This is a genomic window from Methylorubrum sp. B1-46 (assembly GCF_021117295.1).
In the GTDB taxonomy this organism is placed as follows: Bacteria; Pseudomonadota; Alphaproteobacteria; order Rhizobiales; family Beijerinckiaceae; genus Methylobacterium.
Window position 1 is genome coordinate 724,191 of sequence record NZ_CP088247.1, and the last position, 19,277, is coordinate 743,467.

Below are 19,277 nucleotides of genomic sequence, written 5' to 3' on the forward strand. Positions count from 1 at the left end.
GCCATGCAGAGCAGCCTCTACGTCGCCCTTTCGAGCCAGATCGCCCTCGAGAAGCGCCTGACGACCACCGCCAACAACGTCGCCAACATGGCGACCGTCGGCTTCCGGGCCGAGGAAGTGACCTTCTCCGAACTGCTCGCCCGCTCGAACCGGGGCGAGGTCGCCTTCGTCGGCCCCGGCAAGAACACGATCTCGCGGGCCGCCGGCCAGACGACGAAGACCGATTCCGCGCTCGACGTCGCCGTCCAGGGCGATGCCTGGCTCGGGGTCAAGGGGCCGAAGGGCGAGACGCTCTACACCCGCGACGGCCGCCTGACGATGGACGCCAACGGGCAGTTGCGCACGGTGAGCGGCCTGCCTGTGGTCGATCCGGGCGGCGGCCCGCTGCTGCTCGATCCGCAGGGCGGTCCGCCGAAGATCGGCCGCGACGGCAGCATCCATCAGGGTGTCAATCAGGTCGGCGCCCTCGGCCTGTTCACCCTCGACCCGAAGGCGGGGCTGACGCGCTCGGGCCAGAATTCGGTCGCCGCGAGCCTGCCCGGCCGGCCGGTGCAAGACTTCACACGCGTCGGTCTCGTGCAGGGTTACGTCGAAGGCGCCAACGTCAATCCGATCCTGGAGATGACCAAGCTCATCGCGATCCAGCGCGCCTTCGAGAGCGCGGCGACGATGACCTCGGAGGCCGACAACACGCTGACCGGCGCCGTCAAGACGCTGGGTCCGCAGGGTTAGACGGGCCATGACCCTGAACGCCATCGAGCGCCTGGAGCAGGCGATGGAGGCCGGGCGCCGCGACCTGCCGCTGGTGCGCGTCGCCGGCCCCGTGCGCGAGGTGACCGCCAGCGCCGCGCGGGTCGCGGGCGTGTCCGCCTTCGTGCGGCTCGGCGACCGCATGGGCTTTTCGGCGGACGGCCGGGTGCAGATCGGCGAAGTCGTGCGCATCGATGCGGCCGGCGCGACGGTGAAGCCGTTCGAGAGCCGGATCGAGGCCGGCATCGGCAGCCTCGCCCACCGCATCGGACCGGCGCAGTTGCGCTCGGATCCACGCTGGAAGGGCCGGGTGATCGACGCCCTCGGCCGCCCCGTCGATGGCCTCGGCCCCCTGGCGGAAGGGCCGGACAGCGTTCCGCTCGACGCCGACCCGCCCGCCGCCATGACCCGCGCGCGCGTGAAGACACCGCTGCCGACAGGCGTGCGGGCGATCGACCTGTTCACGCCGCTCTGCGCCGGGCAGCGCATCGGCATCTTCGCGGGCTCCGGCGTCGGCAAGTCGACGCTGCTGGCGATGCTGGCGGGCGCGCAGGGCTTCGACAGCGTGGTCGTGGCGCTGGTGGGTGAGCGCGGACGCGAGGTGCGCGAGTTCCTCGAAGGACCGATCGCCGCCGCCCGAGACCGCGCCGTCATCGTCGTCTCGACCGGCGACGAGAGCCCGATGATGCGCCGGCAAGCCCCTAAAGTGGCGCTGGCGGTGGCCGAATCGTTTCGCGATCGCGGCGAGTCGGTGCTGCTCATCGTCGATTCCGTGACCCGCTACGCCCACGCCGCCCGCGACGTGGCGCTCGCCGCCGGCGAGCCGGCGGTGGCCCGCGGCTACCCGCCGAGCGTGTTCTCGGATCTGCCGCGCCTGCTCGAACGCGCCGGCCCCGGCGCGGAGGGCACCGGCACCATCACCGGCATCTTCTCGGTGCTGGTCGATGGCGACGACCACAACGATCCGGTCGCCGACTCGATCCGCGGCACCCTCGACGGCCACGTGGTCCTCGACCGCGCCATCGCCGAGCAGGGCCGCTATCCGGCGATCGACCTGCTCGGCTCAATCTCGCGCCTCTCGGGCGAGGTCTGGACCGGGGACCAGCGCGAACTGGTGCGCAAGCTGAAAAGCATGATGGCCCGCTTCGAGGAGACGCGGGACCTGCGCCTGATGGGCGGCTACCGCGCCGGCAGCGACCCCGATCTCGACCAGGCCGTGAGCCTCGTGCCGCGGATCTACGAGGCCTTGCGCCAGGAGCCGGGCCAGCCGCCCAGCCGCGACGCCTTCCTCGAACTCGCCCAATCCCTGCGGGGATGAGCAAGCCCCGCAGAACCTTCAGCCCCGCGCAAGCGACACCGTGTCCATTGCGCCAGAATTCGAAAGTCAACGAGGTGTCCGCATGAGTCTCATCGGCGTGCTCCGCACCGGCGTCTCCGGGATGAACGCTCAGTCCAACCGCATCTCGACGGTGGCCGAGAACATCCAGAACGCCAGCACCACCGGCTACAAGCGCACCTCGGCCGAATTCTCGTCGCTGCTGCTCGATTCCGGTGATGTCGGCAACTACAACTCGGGTGCGGTCGAGACCACGTTGCGCCGCGCGGTGAGCGAGGGTGGGCCCATCGCCTCGACCAATTCCGACAAGGATCTGGCGATCCAGGGCAACGGCTTCTTCGTGGTAAGCGATGCCGGCGGCGCGCCCTTCATGACCCGGGCCGGCAACTTCGTGGTCGATGGCAAGACCGGCAACCTCGTCAATGCCGGCGGCTTCACCCTAATGGGCTACAGCCTCGCCAACGGCACGCCGAACCCCGTCCTCAACGGCGTCGCCGACCTCAAGCCGGTCAATGTCAGCGTGATGGGCCAGGAGGCGCGCCCCTCCACCAGCGCCACGATCAGCGGCAACCTCTCCTTCGAGACCCCCGTCTACGATCCGTTGGCGACGGGCGCCGTCGGCTACTCGAAGAAGAATTCGCTCAAGGTCTACGACAACGTCGGCCAGCCGGTGACGCTCGACGTTCAGATGACCAAGACCGCCGCCAACACCTGGGCGGTGAGCTTCATCAACCCCGCGGCTCCCACGCCCGCGATCGGGTCCACCACGGTGACCTTCGACGGCAACGGCAAGGTCAGCGGCGGCGGATCGACCGTCGTGACCGTACCGAACGGGCGCAGCGTCACCGTCAATCTGAGCGGCCTCACCCAGCTCTCCGGCGATCACAACCTGTCCGGCACCGCCGACGGCTCCTCGCCGACCGCCGTGAGCGGCACGGCCTTCGGCGAGGACGGCACTGTCTACGCGGTCTATTCCGACGGCACCCGCAAGGCCGCCTTCAAGGTGCCGCTCGCGGACGTGGCGAGCCCCGACAACCTGACGCCGCGGGCCGGCAACGTCTTCACCACGAGCGCCGAATCCGGCGACATCCAGATCGGCTTCGCCGGTCAGGGCGGGCGCGGCATCATGAAGGCCGGGGCGCTCGAACAATCCAACGTCGACGTCAGCACCGAGCTGACCACGATGATCGAGTCGCAGACGGTCTACACCGCCAACTCCAAGGTGTTCATGACCGGCAACGAGCTGCTCGAAACCCTGATGAATCTGAAGCGCTGACGGGAACGTCGCCGCCTTCCGGGGGTGCCGGCCCGACACCGGCGCCCCCGTCTCGTACCGCGTCCCAGGAACCGACCGATGGGTCTCACCCTCGCGCTCAACACCGCGCGCGCCTCGCTGCTCGCGAATTCGAACCAGATCGCGGTGTCCGCGCGCAACGTCGCGGGCGCGAACGATCCCGGCTATTCGCGCAAGATCGCGACGCTGGTCGCCGGCAGCGCGGGCGGGGCCACCGTCACGATTACCCGCGCGGGTGATCCGGCGCTCTATGCCCGCACCCTCACCGCCTCCTCCGACGCCGCCCGCGGCGACGCGCTGCTGACCGGCCTGACGAAGCTCGCCCAGACCATCGGCGACACGGACGATCCGACCGCCCCGGCCGCGCGGCTCTCGGCCCTCCAGGCCGCCCTTCAGGCCGCCGCCAACCAGCCCGACAACACGCAGCTCGCCCGCGACACGGTCGAGGCGGCCAAGGCGCTGGCCGGCAGCCTCAACGCGGCGGCCGACACGGTCCACGCCGTGCGGGCGGAGGCCGATGCCGGCATCGCCAACTCGGTGACCCGCATCAACGATCTCCTCGGGCGGTTCGACGCCGCGAACCGCACCGTCGTCAAGCTGACCGCCCTGGGGGGTGACGCCACCGACGCACTCGACGACCGCGACCGCATCCTGACCGCGCTCTCGCAGGAGATCGGCGTCACCGCCGTGAACCGCGAGGGCGGCGACATGGCGCTCTACACCGACGGCGGCGTCACCCTGTTCGAGCGCGGCCCTCGCGCGGTCACATTCTCCCCCACCTCCACCTTCGCAGCCGGAACCGTCGGCGGCACCGTGACCATCGACGGCGTGCCGGTGACCGGAGCCGCCTCTCCGATGCCGCTCATGTCCGGGCGGATCGCCGGGCTCGCGAGCCTCCGCGACGGGGCGGCGCTGGGCTACGAAGCGCAGCTCGACGCGCTGGCCGGCGCCCTGATCGGCGCCTTCGCCGAAAGCGACTCCGTGGCGCCGGACGGCGGCCCGCGGGCCGGCCTGTTCACCGCGGGCGGCAGCGCCGCCCTGCCCGCGTCCACCGCCGCCGGTCGCATCGGCCTCGCATCGTCGATCGCGATCAACGCGGCGGTGGATCCCGCCCGGAACGGCGACCCGACTCTGCTGCGCAGCGGCGGCCTGAACGGCAGCGACTATGCCGACCCCGCAGCGGGCGGGGATGCGGCCTATGCCGGCCGCCTGCGCGGCCTCGTCGAGGCGCTCTCCGCATCGCGGCCCGTCGATGCGGCCCTCGGTCTCGGCACGGAAGCCAGCCTGCCCGATCTCGCCGCGTCCTCCGCGGGGTGGCTCGAGGCGCAGCGCAAGGACGCCGCGACCGCCGCCTCCTACCAGAAGACCCTGCTGGCGCGCGCCAACGAGGCGCTCTCGAACGCGGTGGGCGTGAACGGCGACGACGAGACCGCGCTCGCGCTGCAGCTCGAGCGCTCCTACAGCGCCTCGGCCAAGCTCATCACGGTCGTCAACGACCTCCTCAAGACCCTCCTCGACGCGGTGCGGTGATACGGCGATGATGACGACCGGCTTCATCTCGAGCCTCAACCTCTGGAACGCGCCGCGCACCGGCATGTCGCGCCTCCAGTCCGATCTCGCGACCGCGACCAAGGAGATCGCCACCGGCCGCTTCGCCGATATCGGGGCGACGCTGGGCGGCGGCGTCGCCGGGGCCTTCGGCCTGCGCGGACAGAGCGCGGTGCTCGCGGCGCTGACGCAGAGCAACGCGGCGGCCTCGTCCCGGCTCGAAGCCTCGCAGAGCGCACTTAAGGAGATTCAAACCGCGGCCGAGGCGACGCTCAACGAACTCTTGGCGCTGCCCGCCGATCAGCGCGCGAAGACGGTTGGCGAATCCGCCCGCAGCCGCCTCGCCGCGCTGGCGGGCGCGCTCAACACCAGCGCGAGCGGTCAATTCGTGTTCGGCGGCACAAATAGCAGCACCGCTCCGCTGACCCCCTACGAGGACAGCCCGCCCTCGGCCGCGAAGCAGGCGGTGGATGCGGCCTTCACGCGCTTCTTCACCTTCGCGCCGGGTAGCCCGGCGGCCTCCGCCATCACGCCGACCCAGATCGAGGGCTTCATCGACGGCCTGCTCGCCGACACGTTCAGCGAGGCGAACTGGAGCGGGACCTGGTCGGCAGCCTCGAACCGGACGATCGACAGCAAGATTTCGCTCACCGAGACCGTCACCACCTCGGTGAGCGCGAATGCCGAGCCGTTCCGTCAGCTCGGTATGGCCTACGTCATCGCCGCCGGGCTCGGCCTGTCCGATCTTCCGGCGGACACGCAGCGGGCGGCGACGAGCAAGGTCATGGACCTGCTGGGCCAAGCCACCCGGAGCCTGACGACGATGCGGGCCGATCTCGGCCGCGCGCAGAGCCAGATCGGGGAAGCGAATGCGCGCATGGTCAAGCAGACCGCGCTGCTGACCGGACAGATCCGGGATCTGGAAAGCGTCGATCCGGCGGAGGCCAAATCCCGGGTCGATGCGATCACGACCCAGATGCAGATGTCTTACGGGCTGACCGCGCAATTGCGCAGCCTCAGCCTGATCAACTTCATCTCCTGAACGACCGCCTTTCTGAAGAATCGAGTACGGAGCGTAGGCCCCGATGTACCGTCTATCCTATGCCGAGATCATGGAAGACGCGCCCGATCTCGGCCGCGAGCGCGAGCGTGCGGCGTTCGACCGGGCACTCGGCCTGCTGCGCTCGGCCGAGGCGCGCGGCGCCACCGCCGGTCCGGAGCGGACGGCCGCGGTCGGATCGATCCAGGATCTCTGGAATGTGCTGATCGCCGACCTGCTCGACGCCGAGAACGCCTTGCCCGAGGCCCTGCGCGCCGATCTCGTCGCCATCGGCCTGTGGAACATGCGCGAGGCCGGGGAAGTGCTGAGCACGCCCGAGCGCAGCCTCGCCGCTCTGATCGAGGTCAACACCTCGATCCGCGACGGACTGCAGTGAGGGACGGGCCATGACGCGCGAGACCGGCCGGGCCACGTCCCGCACCATGCACCTGAGCCTGAAAGCGGGCGAGCGCGTCTACATCAACGGCGCGGTGGTGCGCGTCGACCGCAAGGTCGCGCTCGAACTGATGAACGACGCGACCTTCCTGCTGGAGGGCCACGTTCTCCAGGCGGAGGAGGCGACGACGCCGCTGCGCCAGCTCTACTTCGCGGCGCAGACGGTGCTGATCGCGCCGGCCCAGGCCGGCCCGGCCCGCGCGCTCTATGCCCGGATCGAGGAGGGCATCCTCGCTGCCACGACGGAGCCGGCGATCCGCGACGGGCTGGCGGCGGCGCACACCCTCGTCGAGGCCGGCCGTGCCTTCGAGGCGCTGAAGCTCATCCGCGGCCTCTACTCGGCGGAGGCCGACCTGCTCGGCGCGGGCCGGCCCCTCCCCGAGGTGCCGCCCGCCGCCCTCGTTCCGCCCGACCGGTCCGGCTCCCGCCGCCGGCCCACGACGCGCGCCCGGTCGGCGCCCTCCTCCGACAAGGCCTGAACCATGGACGTCACCAACACCGGCACGACGAGCGGCACCACCACGGCCGCCGCGGCGAAGGCAGCCACCTCGGTCGCCTCCAAGATGAACGCCGACACCTTTCTGACGCTGCTGATGGCGCAGCTTCAGAATCAGGACCCGACGAAGCCGATGGACTCGACCGAATATGTCGGTCAGCTCGCCTCGTTCTCGCAGGTCGAGCAGGCCACCAAGACCAACCAGAAGCTCGACTCGCTGCTCACCTCGAGCTTCCTGAACCAAGCCGACGCGATCATCGGGCGCACGCTCACCTCGGCGGACGGCCTGACGACCGGCACGGTTCAGTCGGTGCGGGTCACCGGCGACGGCGTGATGGCCAAGCTCACCGACGGGCGCGAGATGCTGCTCGCCTCCGGTATCTCGATCAGCTAGTCACGCATTCCATGAACGAGGTCGACGCCCTCGAACTCGTCCGCTCGGCGATCTGGACGGTGCTCGTCGCCGCCGGCCCTTCCGTCGGCGCGGCGATGCTGGTCGGCATCGCGGTCGCCCTGCTGCAAGCGCTGACGCAGGTTCAGGAGGTCACCCTCACTTTCGTGCCGAAGATCGTCGCGATCCTGCTGGTGATGCTCGTCACGGGGACCTTCGTCGGCTCGCAGATCTACGCATTCGCCGAGATGACCTACGGGCGGATCGCGACGGGCTTCTGAACCCCATCGAATCGGAACCGACGCTCATCCGGAGACGCCGATCGCGCCGGCGAAACGGTGAAGGTCGTGCGGACCGACGGCGAGAGGCTGTACGGCCGTCATCGGGAAAAAGGGCGGGACCGGGCGGATGGAGCTGTCGAGACTTGACCGCCCGGTCCCTCGCGAGAGCCTCGACCTGGGGAAGGACAAAAGCTGTTGCGATCGGATCTTAGCATCGGCGTTGCCTGTTGGCAGCAGGCGATGCGGTGGCCTGCCATGCATCGGTTAACAGTGAACAGGCGGCTGTCAGCGATTGCATTCTGACGGCCAGGTTGTTCGGGCGCGGGACGGCATCGCCGTTCCGCGCCCGCGGTCCATCAGACACGCCTCGCGGGGCCGGGATCAGGCCGCGCGGATGGTGGCCAGGAAGCGGTCGACCTCGCTGGTGAGATGCTCCGATTCGCGCGACAGCTCGGTCGCCGCCGCCAGCACTTCGCTCGCCGCTGCGCCAGCCTCGTCCGAGGCCTGCGCCAGTCCCGTGACGTTGCGCGTCACCTCGGTCGTCCCGATCGAGGCCTGGGAGACGTTGCGCACGATCTCCTGGGTGGCCGCGCCCTGCTGCTCGACCGCGGCCGCGATGGTCGCGGCGACGGTGTTGATCTCCCCGATTCGTCCGGTGATCGAACCAATGGCCGAGACCGCCCGCTCGGTGACGCTTTGGATCTCGCTGATCTGACCGCCGATCTCCTCCGTGGCGCGGGCGGTCTGGCTGGCGAGTTCCTTCACCTCCGTCGCGACGACCGCGAAACCGCGTCCGGCTTCGCCCGCGCGCGCGGCCTCGATCGTGGCGTTGAGGGCAAGCAGGTTCGTCTGCGAGGCGATGTTGGAGATCATGCTCACCATGTCGCCGATACGGGCCGAGGTGCGGCTCAATTCGCGCACGAGCTGACCGGTCTGATCCGCCTCCGCGACGGCGTTTTGCGCGAGCCCGGAGGATCCCTGAACCTGCCGTCCGATCTCCTGGACGGATGCCCCGAGTTCTTCCGCCGCGGCCGCCACAGTGCCGACATTGCTCGCCGCCTCCTCCGCCGCCGCAGCGACGGTGCTCGACTGGTTCGCCGTTTGATTGGCGGTCATGGACATCTGCTGGGCCGTGGCCTGAAGCTCGGTGGCCGAGGAGGAGACCCGGCCGACGATGCCGCCGACCGCCCGCTCGAAGCCGTCGGCGAGTTGGATCATCGTGCGGCGGCGCTCGGCGGCGGCAGCCTCGTCGGCGATGCGCCGCATCTCGGCCTGCTCCGCCGCCTTCTGCGCAACCATGGCCTTGATGCCATCGACAGCGCGGCCGACCGCACCGATTTCGTCGCCGCGCGCGGCCTCGCGGATCGTCGCATCGACATCCCCGTCCGCCATGCGCCGGAGCACAGCGACGAGACTCGCCAGCGGCCGGGTGATGCCGAGCACGGTGATGGCCGTGGCAAGCCCGAGCGCTGCGAGAATACCCAGCACGGACGCGATGGCGAGGTTGGTGATCGACCGGCTCGCGGCTTGATCCGCTCTGTCCCGAGCCTCGGCAAGCTCCTCACCCAAACGATCGACCCGCGTCTGCACGGCATCGCGCAGCTTGGCACGGAAGACGGCCGCTTCCGTCAGCAGAAGCTTTCCGGCGGCTTCATTGTCGTTCCTGAGTGCGAATTGAAGGACGCGATCATTGACGGAAAACAGGTCCGCAGCCGTTTTCCGCATCTCGTCGTTGGCCGCGCGGCGCTCTGCGGTGTCGGCCAAAGCGTCCAACTGATCGATATTCTTGAAGGTCGAATTGACCGCATTGTCGTATCGATTCTTGTATTCGTCCAATTGTTTCTGGCGATTTTCAATGATTGTGTTGCGGGTCAGAATGGCAACTTCAGCGACATCATTTTTCACCGAAAGAACATTCTCAAGCCTCTTGGCCTGAACATCAACAATTTGCCTCATCTGAGCAGTATTGTCTAATATGATCGTGCCGGCATAAAAAATCGATCCACTCGATAGAGCCACGATAATCAAAATCGGCAAGAACGACTTTATGATCAAATTCAAGCTGTTGAGTAGGCGCATTTGCCGCTCCGACACTCCGAGGACCGAGGAATGGACCTTCGTCAAAGCAGCACTAGTGAGAGCTGATTATCAAATGATAAAACTCTCATAATTTTCTTCACATATGATCGATAATCGACCGGATCTATAACGCCGCTTTGAGCGACCGGCGCCATATCCGCCGTGCCCACCGTCGGCCTGGGCAGAGCTCGTGGTTGCTCGTTTCTGCTTCAGCGCCTCCATCCCCGCGCAAGCTTGCCGGGTCACAAGCGGCGTGACCTGAGGGGAACGGTTCACGTCATGGCGGTGAGCGAAGCGCTCGTCCTGGAGAAGCGATCGCGGCGAGATTTCGGATTCGCGGCCGGCATCGTCGCGATCCTGGCGGTTCTGTTCCTGCCGGTGCCGGCGGTGCTGCTCGATATCGGGCTCGCCTTCTCGATCGCACTCTCGGTGCTGATCCTGATGGTGGCGCTCTGGATTCAGAAGCCGCTCGAATTCTCGGCCTTCCCCACCGTGCTGTTGATCGCGACGCTGCTCAGGCTCGCCCTCGGCATCGCCACCACACGCCTGATCCTGGCCAACGGACAGAAGGGCGTGGACGCCGCCGGCCACGTCATCCAGGGCTTCTCGCAATTCGTGATGAGCGGCGATTTCGTCATCGGAATCGTCGTCTTCGTGATCCTCATCACGGTCAACTTCCTCGTCATCACTAAGGGCGCGACCCGCATCGCCGAGGTCGGTGCCCGCTTCACCCTCGACGCCATCCCCGGCAAGCAGATGGCGATCGACGCCGACCTCAATGCCGGGCTGATCGACGACAAGGAGGCGCAGCGCCGCCGGCGCGAGTTGGAGGAGGAGTCAGCCTTCTTCGGCTCAATGGACGGCGCCTCGAAATTCGTGCGCGGCGAGGCGGTGGCCTCGCTCATCGTCATCGCCGTCAACGTCTTCGGCGGCGTCATTATCGGCACCACCCGCCACGGCATGCCGCTGGGTCAGGCCGCGGACGTTTTCGTCAAGCTGTCGGTGGGCGACGGCCTCGTCTCGCAGATCCCGGCGCTGATCGTCTCGCTCGCCGCCGGCCTCCTCGTCTCGAAGGGCGGCACCCGCGGCGCGGCGGAAGAGGCGGTGCTCGGCCAGCTCAGCGCCTATCCCCGCGCGCTGATCGTCGCCGCCGCCTTGATGCTGATGTTCGCCCTCGTGCCGGGCCTGCCGTTCCTGCCCTTCGTCGCGCTCGCGGGCCTGATGGGCTTCGTGGCGATCACCATCCCGAAGCGCCGCGCGGCGAAGGCTGCGCTGGCCGCAGCCAAGGTCAAGCGCGAGGAGGAGACCAAGCAGGCCGAGGTCAAGGATTCGGTCAAGGAGCAGTTGCGCACGCCGGAGATCGAGCTGTGCCTCGGCCGGCAGGTCGCCGCCCAGATCCAGGGCAGTCATGCCGAGCTGCACCATCGCGTCGCCAAGATGCGCCGCAAGTTCGCGCGCCAGTACGGCTTCGTCGTGCCCGACATCAAGCTCACCGACAGCCTCAACCTGCCGCCCAAGACCTACCAGATCCGCATCCACGGCACGGTGGCCGCAACCCAGGAGATGCGGCCGGGGGAATTGCTCGTCGTCGTCGGCGACGGCCCGCGCCCTGACGTTCCCTCGGAGGAAGTGCGCGAGCCCGCCTTCGGCATGAAGGCGCTCTGGGTGGTCGATGCCTATGCCGGCGAGATCCGCCGCTCCGGCTTCGAGGCGATCGACGGCGCCTCTGTGCTGCTCACCCACCTCTCCGAGGTGATCCGCAACAACCTGCCCCAGTTCCTGTCCTACAAGGACATGCGGTCGCTGCTCGACCGGCTCGACCCCGAATACAAGCGGCTGATCGACGAGATCTGTCCCTCGCAGATCTCGCATTCCGGCCTGCAGGCGGTGCTGAAGCTGCTGCTCTCCGAGCGCGTCTCGATCCGCAATCTCCACCTGATCCTGGAGGCGGTGGCCGAGATCACCCCACATGCCCGCCGGGCCGAGCAGATCGCCGAGCACGTGCGCATGCGCGTCGCCCAGCAGATCTGCGGCGATCTCGCCGAGGACGGGGTGCTGCACGTGCTCAGGCTCGGCGCCAACTGGGACCTGACCTTCCACCAGAGCCTGAAGCGCGACGCCAAGGGCGAGGTCATCGAGTTCGACATCGACCCGCGCCTCGTCGAGCAGTTCGGCGCGGAGGCCGGCGAGGCGATCCGCGAGCGGATGCGGCAGGTCCACGGCTTCGCCCTCGTCACCGCCCCCGACGCGCGGCCCTACGTGCGGATGATCATCGAGCGGATCTTCCCGACGCTCCCCGTCCTCTCGCATTTGGAGATTGCGCGGGGCGTCGAGATCAAGTCGCTGGGCACCATCTCGTGATTCCGGGCTTTGGCAGCCTGCTCGGCGGCGACGCCTTCCTCGCCACCTTCCTGATCTTCTGCCGTATCGGCGGCTGCCTTCTGATCGTACCCGGCTTCTCCAGCCCGCGGGTGCCGGCGCAGGTGCGACTCCTCATCGCCGGCGGCGTCTCGCTCGCGGTCACGCCGCTCCTCCTGCCGCTGTTCCAGGGCCGGCTTCCGGGGCAGGCGCCGACGGACTCGCTCGTCTGGATTGCCAGCGAGACGGTGACGGGGCTGCTCATCGGTCTGCTCGGGCGGATCTTCATCTTCGTGCTGGAGACGGTGATGAACGCGACCTCGACCATGGTGGGCTTCGGCTCGATGCCGGGCACGCCGGTCGAGGGCACCGAGGCGATCCCCGCGGTCGAGTCGCTCATCGTCCTCAGCGCGGTGGCGCTGATGTTCGCCGCCGACCTGCACTGGGAGCTGTTTCGCGGGCTCGTCGATTCCTATACCCGCATCCCGCCGGGCGAGGGCTTCGGCACGCAGACGGCGCTGGTGCGCATCACCGACCAGATCGGCGAGGCCTTCACGCTGAGCTTACGGATCGCGGCGCCCTTCATCATCTACGCTGTGGCGGTGAACCTCGCCTCCGGCTTCGTGAACAAGCTGACGCCGACGATCCCCGTCTACTTCGTTGCCACGCCCTTCGTGATGTTCGGGGCCCTGATCCTGCTCTACACCCTGTCGACCGAGTTCATGACCCAGTTCCTCTCCGGCTATCTCGCTTGGCTGCGCAAGGGCTGAGCGCATGTCCGCCGCCGACATCGCCAAGCGCCTGAAGCGGGCCGAACGCCTCACCGCCGTGCAGGAGCAGATGCGCCGGGCCGCCGAGTGGCAGCTCGCCCAGACCCGGCGCGACGCCGACGCCGTCGAGGCGGACCGCGCCGCCCTGCTGGCCGCCGTCGGCTCCTCCGCCCACGGCCATCTGTTTCTGGAGGCATCCAACCGCCGCCTGCGCGGCCTCGCCGCCCGCGCGACCGAACTCGAACGGATCGCGGCATCGCAAACCGCCGAGTTGCGCGAACAGGGTCTCGCGCTGAAGCGCGCGGAGCTCAATGCCGAGCGGATCGAGACGCTGCTCGACCGCGAGCGCGAACGGGTCGAGGCGATGGAGCGGCTCGACGGGCTGGCTCAGCGCCGCGACGCAAGCCTCCCGTAAGCCAGCGGGTCTAGGGTTCCTCCGATTGTCAGCGGCGCACCGGTTCGCGCCGCGTCAGGATCGATGGCGCGATGAGCATCTCTCCCCCTTCCGACATCGTCATGGACGTGGCCCGCGCCGCCGATCCGGCCCGCTACCAGGAGGCGGCGTCCAAGCTGTCGCAGCCCGGCGACCCGGCAGCCTTCGCCAGCGCCGCCGACGAGGCCGCCCGCGAGGTCGGCCTCACCACGCACATGCCGCTCGACGTCCATGGGACGCTGACGAGCATGAAGAACGACACCGCCCGCAGCGGAGCCGCCGACCCCTACCGGAAGTTCGAGGGGCAGGTGATCCAGCAATTCGTCGAGGCGATGCTGCCCAAGGCCGAGACCGTATTCGGCAAGGGCAATGCCGGCGGCATCTGGAAGTCGATGCTCTCCGAGCAGATCGGCCAACAGATCGCCAAGACCGGCGGCATCGGCATCGCCCGCATGCTGAACCCGGCGCATCCCACCGGCACCACGACAGCGGCTCCCACGGCCACCGGCGTGGCCGGCAAGGTCTGACCGGCGATGCTGCTCGAATCCCTCAAGCGGCTGGAGGCCACCGTCGAGGCCGAGACCGAGGCGCTCGCCGCCAACGCCGCCCTCGATCTCGACGCGGTCAACCGGGCGAAAAGCCGGAGCCTGCTCGAACTCACGCGGCTGGCCCGCGGCATCGACGTCGCGGCGCTGGATGCCGAGACCGGCATCGTGCTCGCCCGCCTGCGCGACAAGCTGATCCGCAACCAGGAGGCGGTCGCCCTGCATCTGCGGGCGGTGGAGGAGGTCGGCGAGACGCTCCAGGCGAGCCTCCAGGCGGCCGAGTCCGACGGCACCTATTCCGCGCGCCTGTCCGCACATTCGGGACGCGACTGAGCGATGCGCGTCCTCTTCAGCGGCTTGTGGATCTGCGCCGTCACCATCGCCTCATGTTACGCGGCGGTGACCTATGGCGGCGGGTTCTTCTCGAAATCGACCGAGCCCTACCTGGAAGGGCTGCAATATCAGAAGCTCGCGCCCATCAACATTCCGATGGTCGCCGAGGGCAAAGTCCAGGGCTACGTCATCGCCGTGCTGGTCTTCACGGCGGATGCCAAGCTGATGCACACGCTGCCCGTCGCCCCCAACGCCTTCGTGGTCGATGAGGCCTTCCGCCAGATCTACGGCGACACCACGATCGATTTCCGCAAGCTCGCCCGCTACGACATCAACGGCCGCCTCGCCCAGATCCGCGCCAAGGTGAACGAGCGCCTCGGCTCCGACGTGGTGAAGGACGTGCTGGTGGATGAATTGAACTTCGTGGCCAAGCGGGAAGTGCGCTCGTAGGGCCTGCTCGACCGACATCCTCCGACGAACGCGTCGTCCCTCATGCTGAAGGTGCCGAGTCACCGATTGGCCTCGAAGCATCCCGGAACGCTCGATCCCACGGCGTCGCCTCGCTAGATCCAGCCGCAGCGGGACAGTCGCCCCCGGCCGGTCTTAAAGGTCGATTCACGCAGAACTGTTTGACTCACCCTCAGAGTAAGTTCTGCGTAATCGAGTGCCATGTCCTCATCGGTCGCCGGCGCGCCGGACCTGTCCGGCCTCATCGAGCTCTCGCGCGACCCCGCGCTGGACCTGAAGCCCGCAATCCTGCGGGTGCAGACCGACCTGTTCCTGACCGCGCCGGTTCACGACCGGGCGATCCTTCAGGCCTTCGAGTCCCTGGCGGCGGGTCTGATCCCGACCGTGGACGAGGACACGCTGCGCGTCGTCGCGGAAAAGCTCGACGGTTGCCCCGACGTGCCGGAGGGCGTGCGTGCCGCGCTCGCGACCCGCGGCTTTCCCCTCGCGCTGCCCCGCGAGCCGGAGACGGAGGCGGAAGCCGACTGGGCGATCGCGGAAAATCCCGGCGCACTGATCGGCACCCGGGTTCTGGAGCGCCTGCTCGCCCGCGCCCGCACCGACGCGGATCTCGCCCGCACCCTGCTCGACCGGCCCGACATCCCGCCCGCCGACCTCGCACCACTCTGGCTCTTCGCCGAATCTGAGCAGCGCCGCGCCATCACTGAGGCCGTCGAGGCCACCGCGGCCTTGCGGCCCTGCCCGCCCGCACCGCGCGCGCTGGCCACGAGCCTGGTCGAGCATTCCCATTCCCGCGACGTCCAGGCCTTCGTCACCGCGCTTGGAAACGGGCTCGGCCTTCCGCCGAACTACCTCAGCGCAGCGGTCGATCCCGCCGCGCGCTACGACCTGCTGACGCTCGCCCTGCGGGTCGCGGATCTGCGCGAGGGCGAGGCGGTGTTCGTCTTCCTCACGCTCAACGACAACGTGGCGCGCTCAGTCGATCGGGTGTTCGCCCTCGTCACGCTGTTTCGTGACACGAGCCGGGCCACGGCCCGCGACCTGCTCTGCGCGATCCTCGGCGTGCCGGTGATGGAGCGCGCGGGCGGCGAGCACCAACCGCTGCACGGCCCCGAGGCCAAGCGCCCGACCCCGGCCGCCTCCGAGCGCGGCGGCTTCCGTACCATTCTCCCAACGCGCCTGCGCCGCACGAGCTGACGCCGGCTGAAAAACGCTACTCCGCGAGCGGCAGGCCGTGCCGGCCCTCGCGGTCGTCGATCTCGACGATCCAGAGATCGGAATCGAAGCGGATCTCACGGGCGAGCCGCTCCTCGACATCCGGCGACGGGGCGGCGCTGAGGATCGCCGTGAACAGGCGCTCGCCCGGATCCTCGGCCTCGATCAGCGCCTGGGGCGCCGGGCCGTAAAGGTCGGCGGTGCCGTCGAGCCGGTCGATCTTGACGAAGATCGCCCCCGCCTCCGCCGCGCCGCGGCGGCGCTGCACCGCCGGGATGTTTTCCCCGTTGAGGCGGCGCAACTGCGCGGAGACCCAGAAATCCGAGCGAAGGCGTGGCATGCCCGGTTCATAGGCGCCCGCCGCCTCGCTGGCGAGGCCTGCAAGGCACAGCTCCGGGCGCTGAGACGACCCGCTTTTCGCTGAAGCGCATCGAGTTTCGCTTCACTCCATCATCGCGAGCGGCCGCGAGGTGATCCAGCCGCGCGACATCTTCGGAAAGGACGCGCCCAGGATCGCGTCGGCTTCGTCTCGCGATGACGGAGGGGAAACCGAAGCGATCGAACCGATCCTGCCTTATCCGCTCGTCTTATCCGCTCGCCTTGGCGGTCATCTCGCGGGTCAGGGCGCGCAGGGTCGGCCCGGCGGCCTCGCCTTTCACCGGCAGCTTGCGATCTCGCTCGAATTTCTCGATCGCCGCCTTCGTGCCCGGTCCCATCAAGCCGTCGTCCTTGAGCGGCCCGTAGCCGAGCTTGGCCAGCGCGCGCTGGACGCGGATGACGGTGGGGTCGGGCTTCGGGCTCTCAGGCTTGCCCGCATCCGCCTTCACCTCGGCCTTCTCCTTCGCGGCCGGCTTCGATTCGGGCTTGCGCTCCGCCTTGGGCGTGACCGAGGCGGTCGTCTCGCCGGAGCGGATCATGTCGGCGATCGCGTCGCGGGGCGGGGCCGACGCCTCCCGCACGGGGGCGGCCTTCGGCGCCTCCACGGTGCGGACCTCCCGCACCGGCGGCGGAGCGGGCTTTGCCGCCACAGGCTTTGACTCGACGGTCGGCAGGATCGGCGCCGGGTGCGGTCCGTCCTGAAGGCCCATGGCGTTGACGCAGACATAGATCGCCGCGCTGGCGCCGAGCAGCGTTCCGAACACGCCGCCGGGATAGCGCAGGCAGAACCGCCCGGCCCCGCTCGCCGCAGACAGGGCGGTGGCCTGCCAGCCGGCGGCGGTCGGCCCGCGCGGCACCGGCTTGCGGCGCGGCGATCTGGCCGGGCCTCGCCCGGCGCGCATGTCACCGGGGACGACGATCTCGCGCTGGTCCCGTCGGACGGGCGGCTCGCGCATCATTTCGCTCCTTCAGCGCATCGTCCCGAAAGGCGGAATCCAGCCTTCCGGAAACGACGATGCAAGAACAGGGACCCTGCTCCGGGTGTCTGCCACGCTGCGTTCGACCGGCTCATCCGGCGCGGCGCATCGGGGCGTTGGCAGGCAGGGGGGTGGGCGACGGGGCGGGCGATGAGGCGGGCAAAGGAGCAGGATCGAACAGGCCGACCGGCAGGCGGATCGGCTCGGGCGCCGGCTCCGGTGCCACCGCACCCCGCACGGAGGTACGGAACGGTGCCGGCTGGTTCTGCGCCGGCACGATCTTCGTGCTGTCCGGCCCCGCTTTGCCGGCGGTCGCGGCGGCCTTGGCGCGGCTGCAATCGAGTGGCAGCGTCACGGTGACCGCGGTACCCCTGCCCGGCGCGCTCTCGACCGAGACGGCACCGCCGTGCAGCCCGGCGAGGCCGCGCACCACCGAGAGGCCGAGCCCGGTGCCCTCGTGGGTCCGGCCGTAGCCGCCGCCGACCTGGAAGAAGGGGTCGCCGAGCCGCGGCAGGTCGGCCTCGGTGATGCCGATGCCGGTGTCGCTCACCACGAGGTCGAGATAGGCCCCGCCCCGGCGCACCATCACCTCGACCCGGCCGCCGCGGGGCGTGAACTTCACGGCGTTGGAGATCAGGTTGATGAGCATCTGGCGGCAGGCGCGGGCATCCGCCACGAGGGCGCAGCCGGCGGGCACGGGCGCGCTCGCCAGGGTGATGCCCGAGGCGTCGGCCTTGAGCCGCATCAGGTCGCAGCAGCTGCGAATCAGCGCCTCGACATAGACCGGCTCGGGCTGGAAGTCGAAATGCCCGCCGCGGATGCGCGAGATGTCGAGCAGCGTGTTCACCACCTCGAGCAGGTGCCGCCCGGACTGGGCGATGATGCCGGCATATTCGCGCGAGCGCTCCGGCGAGAGGCTCACCGCGCCCTCCCCGCCCAGCACGTCCGAGAAGCCGATGATGGCGTTGAGCGGCGTGCGCAGCTCGTGGCTCACGGTGGCCAGGAAGTGGGTCTTCACCTCGTCGGCGCGCTCGGCCTCGGCGCGGGCGCGGTCGAGCTCCTGCGCGTGGCGGCGGTGCTCGGACACGTCGCGGGTCACGGCGACGACGGTCGAGCCGTTGGCGCCGGCCAGCCCCGCCTCGATCCGATGCGCGCGCATCTCGGCGAAGATCGTGCGGCTGCCGTCGCTACGCGGTGCGTCGAGATGCAGGCGGAAGGGCACGGTCGCCGGGACGCCGTGGGCGGCGACGTCGCTGATCGCCTGGAGCAGCGCCGGACGGTCGCCGATATGCACCCGGTCGAGCAGGCCGTGGCCGCGCAGGCGGCTCGCCTCGGCGCCGACGAAACGGGCGGCCGAACCGCTGGCCTCCAGCACCCGGCCGTTGGAATCGTGCCAGGTCACGAGGTCGTCGATGGCCGAGAGCAGAAGGCGGTCGCGGGCCTCGTTGTCCTGCATGCGGGTGCGCCACTCGCCCTCGCGGCGCATGTGCTCCATCGCCTGCGCCGCGATGTGACCGATGGCGGTGACGGCGAAGACCGGCATGACGACGGCGTTCGGCCACGTCAGCGCGAGGCTTCCCACCGGCAGGTAACCGCTCAGCGCGACGGCGAAGGCGCCGAGGACGGCGATGACGGAGGCCGCGATCGTCGCCCGGCGCGAGCCGGAGATCATCGCCTCCAGCGGCACCGCCACGAGCCAGATCGCCGCGGCCGAACTCGCGCCGCCGGTGAGCGCGGCGAGGCAGACGACGATGCCGGTCAGGCCGAGCGAGGACAGGGCATGCGCCACCCAGAGCGAGCCGGTGCGCGACAGCACGACGGCCGCGAGAAGCGGCAGGAACAGGCTCGCGATGGCAATCGCCTCGATCCCGCTCGGGACGCCGCGCCAGACCAGATAGGGCGGCAGGCCCGCCATCATCGCGGCGCCGGTGGCGAGCCGCGAGATCAGGAACCGCTCGTGGCGGAAGCGCACGCCGGGCTCGGCCATCGCGGAGGCGTGGACCAACCCGGCGAGACGGGCATCGAAGAGGGAGGCAAGGGCACCGTTCTTACGCAACACCACCACGCACAGCGCGAAATCCAAGCCCGAAACCGGGTGGCTCGCGCCCCTCGACTACTCGTTACGATCTT

20 protein-coding genes are annotated in these 19,277 nt (G+C 69.3%); 16 read left to right on the top strand and 4 right to left on the bottom strand.

Translation table 11 applies throughout. The annotated features are described in order from the left end of the window. Positions 1-3 precede the first annotated feature (3 nt). The 9 genes from flgF (at position 4) to LPC10_RS03580 (ending at position 7,591) form a co-directional block, all read left to right on the top strand. Positions 4-732 carry a flagellar basal-body rod protein FlgF gene (flgF, locus tag LPC10_RS03540; protein ID WP_231345486.1) on the top strand — a complete coding sequence of 243 codons (729 nt, stop codon included), beginning with the start codon at positions 4-6 and terminating at the stop codon, positions 730-732. A 7-nt stretch (positions 733-739) separates the two neighbouring features. After that, positions 740-2,068, top strand: coding sequence for a flagellar protein export ATPase FliI (gene fliI, locus LPC10_RS03545; protein ID WP_231345487.1), 1,329 nt, complete (start codon positions 740-742; stop codon positions 2,066-2,068). 82 nt (positions 2,069-2,150) lie between these two features. Further along, on the top strand, positions 2,151-3,362 hold the full coding sequence (locus LPC10_RS03550; protein ID WP_231345488.1) for a flagellar hook protein FlgE: 1,212 nt from the start codon (positions 2,151-2,153) through the stop codon (positions 3,360-3,362). 78 nt (positions 3,363-3,440) lie between these two features. Next, entirely contained in the window at positions 3,441-4,910 is a 1,470-nt protein-coding gene (flgK, locus tag LPC10_RS03555; protein ID WP_231345489.1) for a flagellar hook-associated protein FlgK, read from the top strand. Positions 4,911-4,917: 7 nt separating this feature from the next. Then, entirely contained in the window at positions 4,918-5,970 is a 1,053-nt protein-coding gene (locus LPC10_RS03560) for a flagellar hook-associated family protein (protein WP_231345490.1), read from the top strand. Positions 5,971-6,013: 43 nt separating this feature from the next. Next, positions 6,014-6,364, top strand: coding sequence for a flagellar biosynthesis regulator FlaF (gene flaF / locus LPC10_RS03565; RefSeq protein WP_231345491.1), 351 nt, complete (start codon positions 6,014-6,016; stop codon positions 6,362-6,364). Positions 6,365-6,374: 10 nt separating this feature from the next. Next, entirely contained in the window at positions 6,375-6,902 is a 528-nt protein-coding gene (gene flbT / locus LPC10_RS03570; protein ID WP_231345492.1) for a flagellar biosynthesis repressor FlbT, read from the top strand. 3 nt (positions 6,903-6,905) lie between these two features. After that, on the top strand, positions 6,906-7,313 hold the full coding sequence (gene flgD / locus LPC10_RS03575; protein ID WP_231345493.1) for a flagellar hook assembly protein FlgD: 408 nt from the start codon (positions 6,906-6,908) through the stop codon (positions 7,311-7,313). Positions 7,314-7,324: 11 nt separating this feature from the next. After that, the gene (locus LPC10_RS03580; protein WP_012452597.1) at positions 7,325-7,591 is read left to right on the top strand and encodes a flagellar biosynthetic protein FliQ; all 267 of its coding nucleotides are present in this window, start codon (positions 7,325-7,327) and stop codon (positions 7,589-7,591) included. Between the two features lie 381 nt (positions 7,592-7,972). On the opposite strand, the gene LPC10_RS03585 is transcribed toward LPC10_RS03580, so the two are convergent. Beyond that, positions 7,973-9,670, bottom strand: a complete 1,698-nt coding sequence (locus tag LPC10_RS03585; RefSeq protein WP_231345494.1) for a methyl-accepting chemotaxis protein — start codon at positions 9,668-9,670, stop codon at positions 7,973-7,975. 279 nt (positions 9,671-9,949) lie between these two features. Here LPC10_RS03585 and flhA point away from each other — a divergent pair, with 279 nt between their 5' ends. The 7 genes from flhA to LPC10_RS03620 all read left to right on the top strand — a co-directional run bounded on the left by flhA (position 9,950) and on the right by LPC10_RS03620 (position 15,774). Then, entirely contained in the window at positions 9,950-12,031 is a 2,082-nt protein-coding gene (gene flhA, locus LPC10_RS03590; RefSeq protein ID WP_231345495.1) for a flagellar biosynthesis protein FlhA, read from the top strand. Further along, positions 12,028-12,798, top strand: a complete 771-nt coding sequence (fliR, locus tag LPC10_RS03595; protein ID WP_231345496.1) for a flagellar biosynthesis protein FliR — start codon at positions 12,028-12,030, stop codon at positions 12,796-12,798. The genes flhA and fliR overlap by 4 nt, the downstream gene beginning before the upstream one ends. 4 nt (positions 12,799-12,802) lie before the next feature. Then, complete coding sequence (locus tag LPC10_RS03600) at positions 12,803-13,213, top strand: hypothetical protein (RefSeq protein ID WP_231345497.1); 411 nt, start codon at positions 12,803-12,805, stop codon at positions 13,211-13,213. Positions 13,214-13,284: 71 nt separating this feature from the next. After that, positions 13,285-13,758, top strand: coding sequence for a rod-binding protein (locus LPC10_RS03605; protein WP_231345498.1), 474 nt, complete (start codon positions 13,285-13,287; stop codon positions 13,756-13,758). Between the two features lie 6 nt (positions 13,759-13,764). Further along, positions 13,765-14,109, top strand: a complete 345-nt coding sequence (locus tag LPC10_RS03610; RefSeq protein ID WP_231345499.1) for a flagellar protein FlgN — start codon at positions 13,765-13,767, stop codon at positions 14,107-14,109. A gap of 3 nt (positions 14,110-14,112) precedes the next feature. Then, positions 14,113-14,559: a hypothetical protein gene (locus LPC10_RS03615; RefSeq protein ID WP_108938745.1), complete on the top strand. Its 447-nt coding sequence runs from the start codon at positions 14,113-14,115 to the stop codon at positions 14,557-14,559. A gap of 219 nt (positions 14,560-14,778) precedes the next feature. Continuing rightward, positions 14,779-15,774: a DUF2336 domain-containing protein gene (locus tag LPC10_RS03620; protein WP_231345500.1), complete on the top strand. Its 996-nt coding sequence runs from the start codon at positions 14,779-14,781 to the stop codon at positions 15,772-15,774. Positions 15,775-15,790: 16 nt separating this feature from the next. Here LPC10_RS03620 and LPC10_RS03625 read toward each other — a convergent pair whose 3' ends face one another. The 3 genes from LPC10_RS03625 to LPC10_RS03635 form a co-directional block, all read right to left on the bottom strand. Next, entirely contained in the window at positions 15,791-16,132 is a 342-nt protein-coding gene (locus LPC10_RS03625; RefSeq protein WP_231345501.1) for a DUF1491 family protein, read from the bottom strand. 247 nt (positions 16,133-16,379) lie between these two features. Then, positions 16,380-17,126, bottom strand: a complete 747-nt coding sequence (locus LPC10_RS03630; RefSeq protein WP_231345502.1) for a peptidoglycan-binding protein — start codon at positions 17,124-17,126, stop codon at positions 16,380-16,382. Between the two features lie 112 nt (positions 17,127-17,238). After that, the gene (locus LPC10_RS03635; protein ID WP_231346952.1) at positions 17,239-19,212 is read right to left on the bottom strand and encodes an ATP-binding protein; all 1,974 of its coding nucleotides are present in this window, start codon (positions 19,210-19,212) and stop codon (positions 17,239-17,241) included. Between the last annotated feature and the right edge of the window lie 65 nt (positions 19,213-19,277).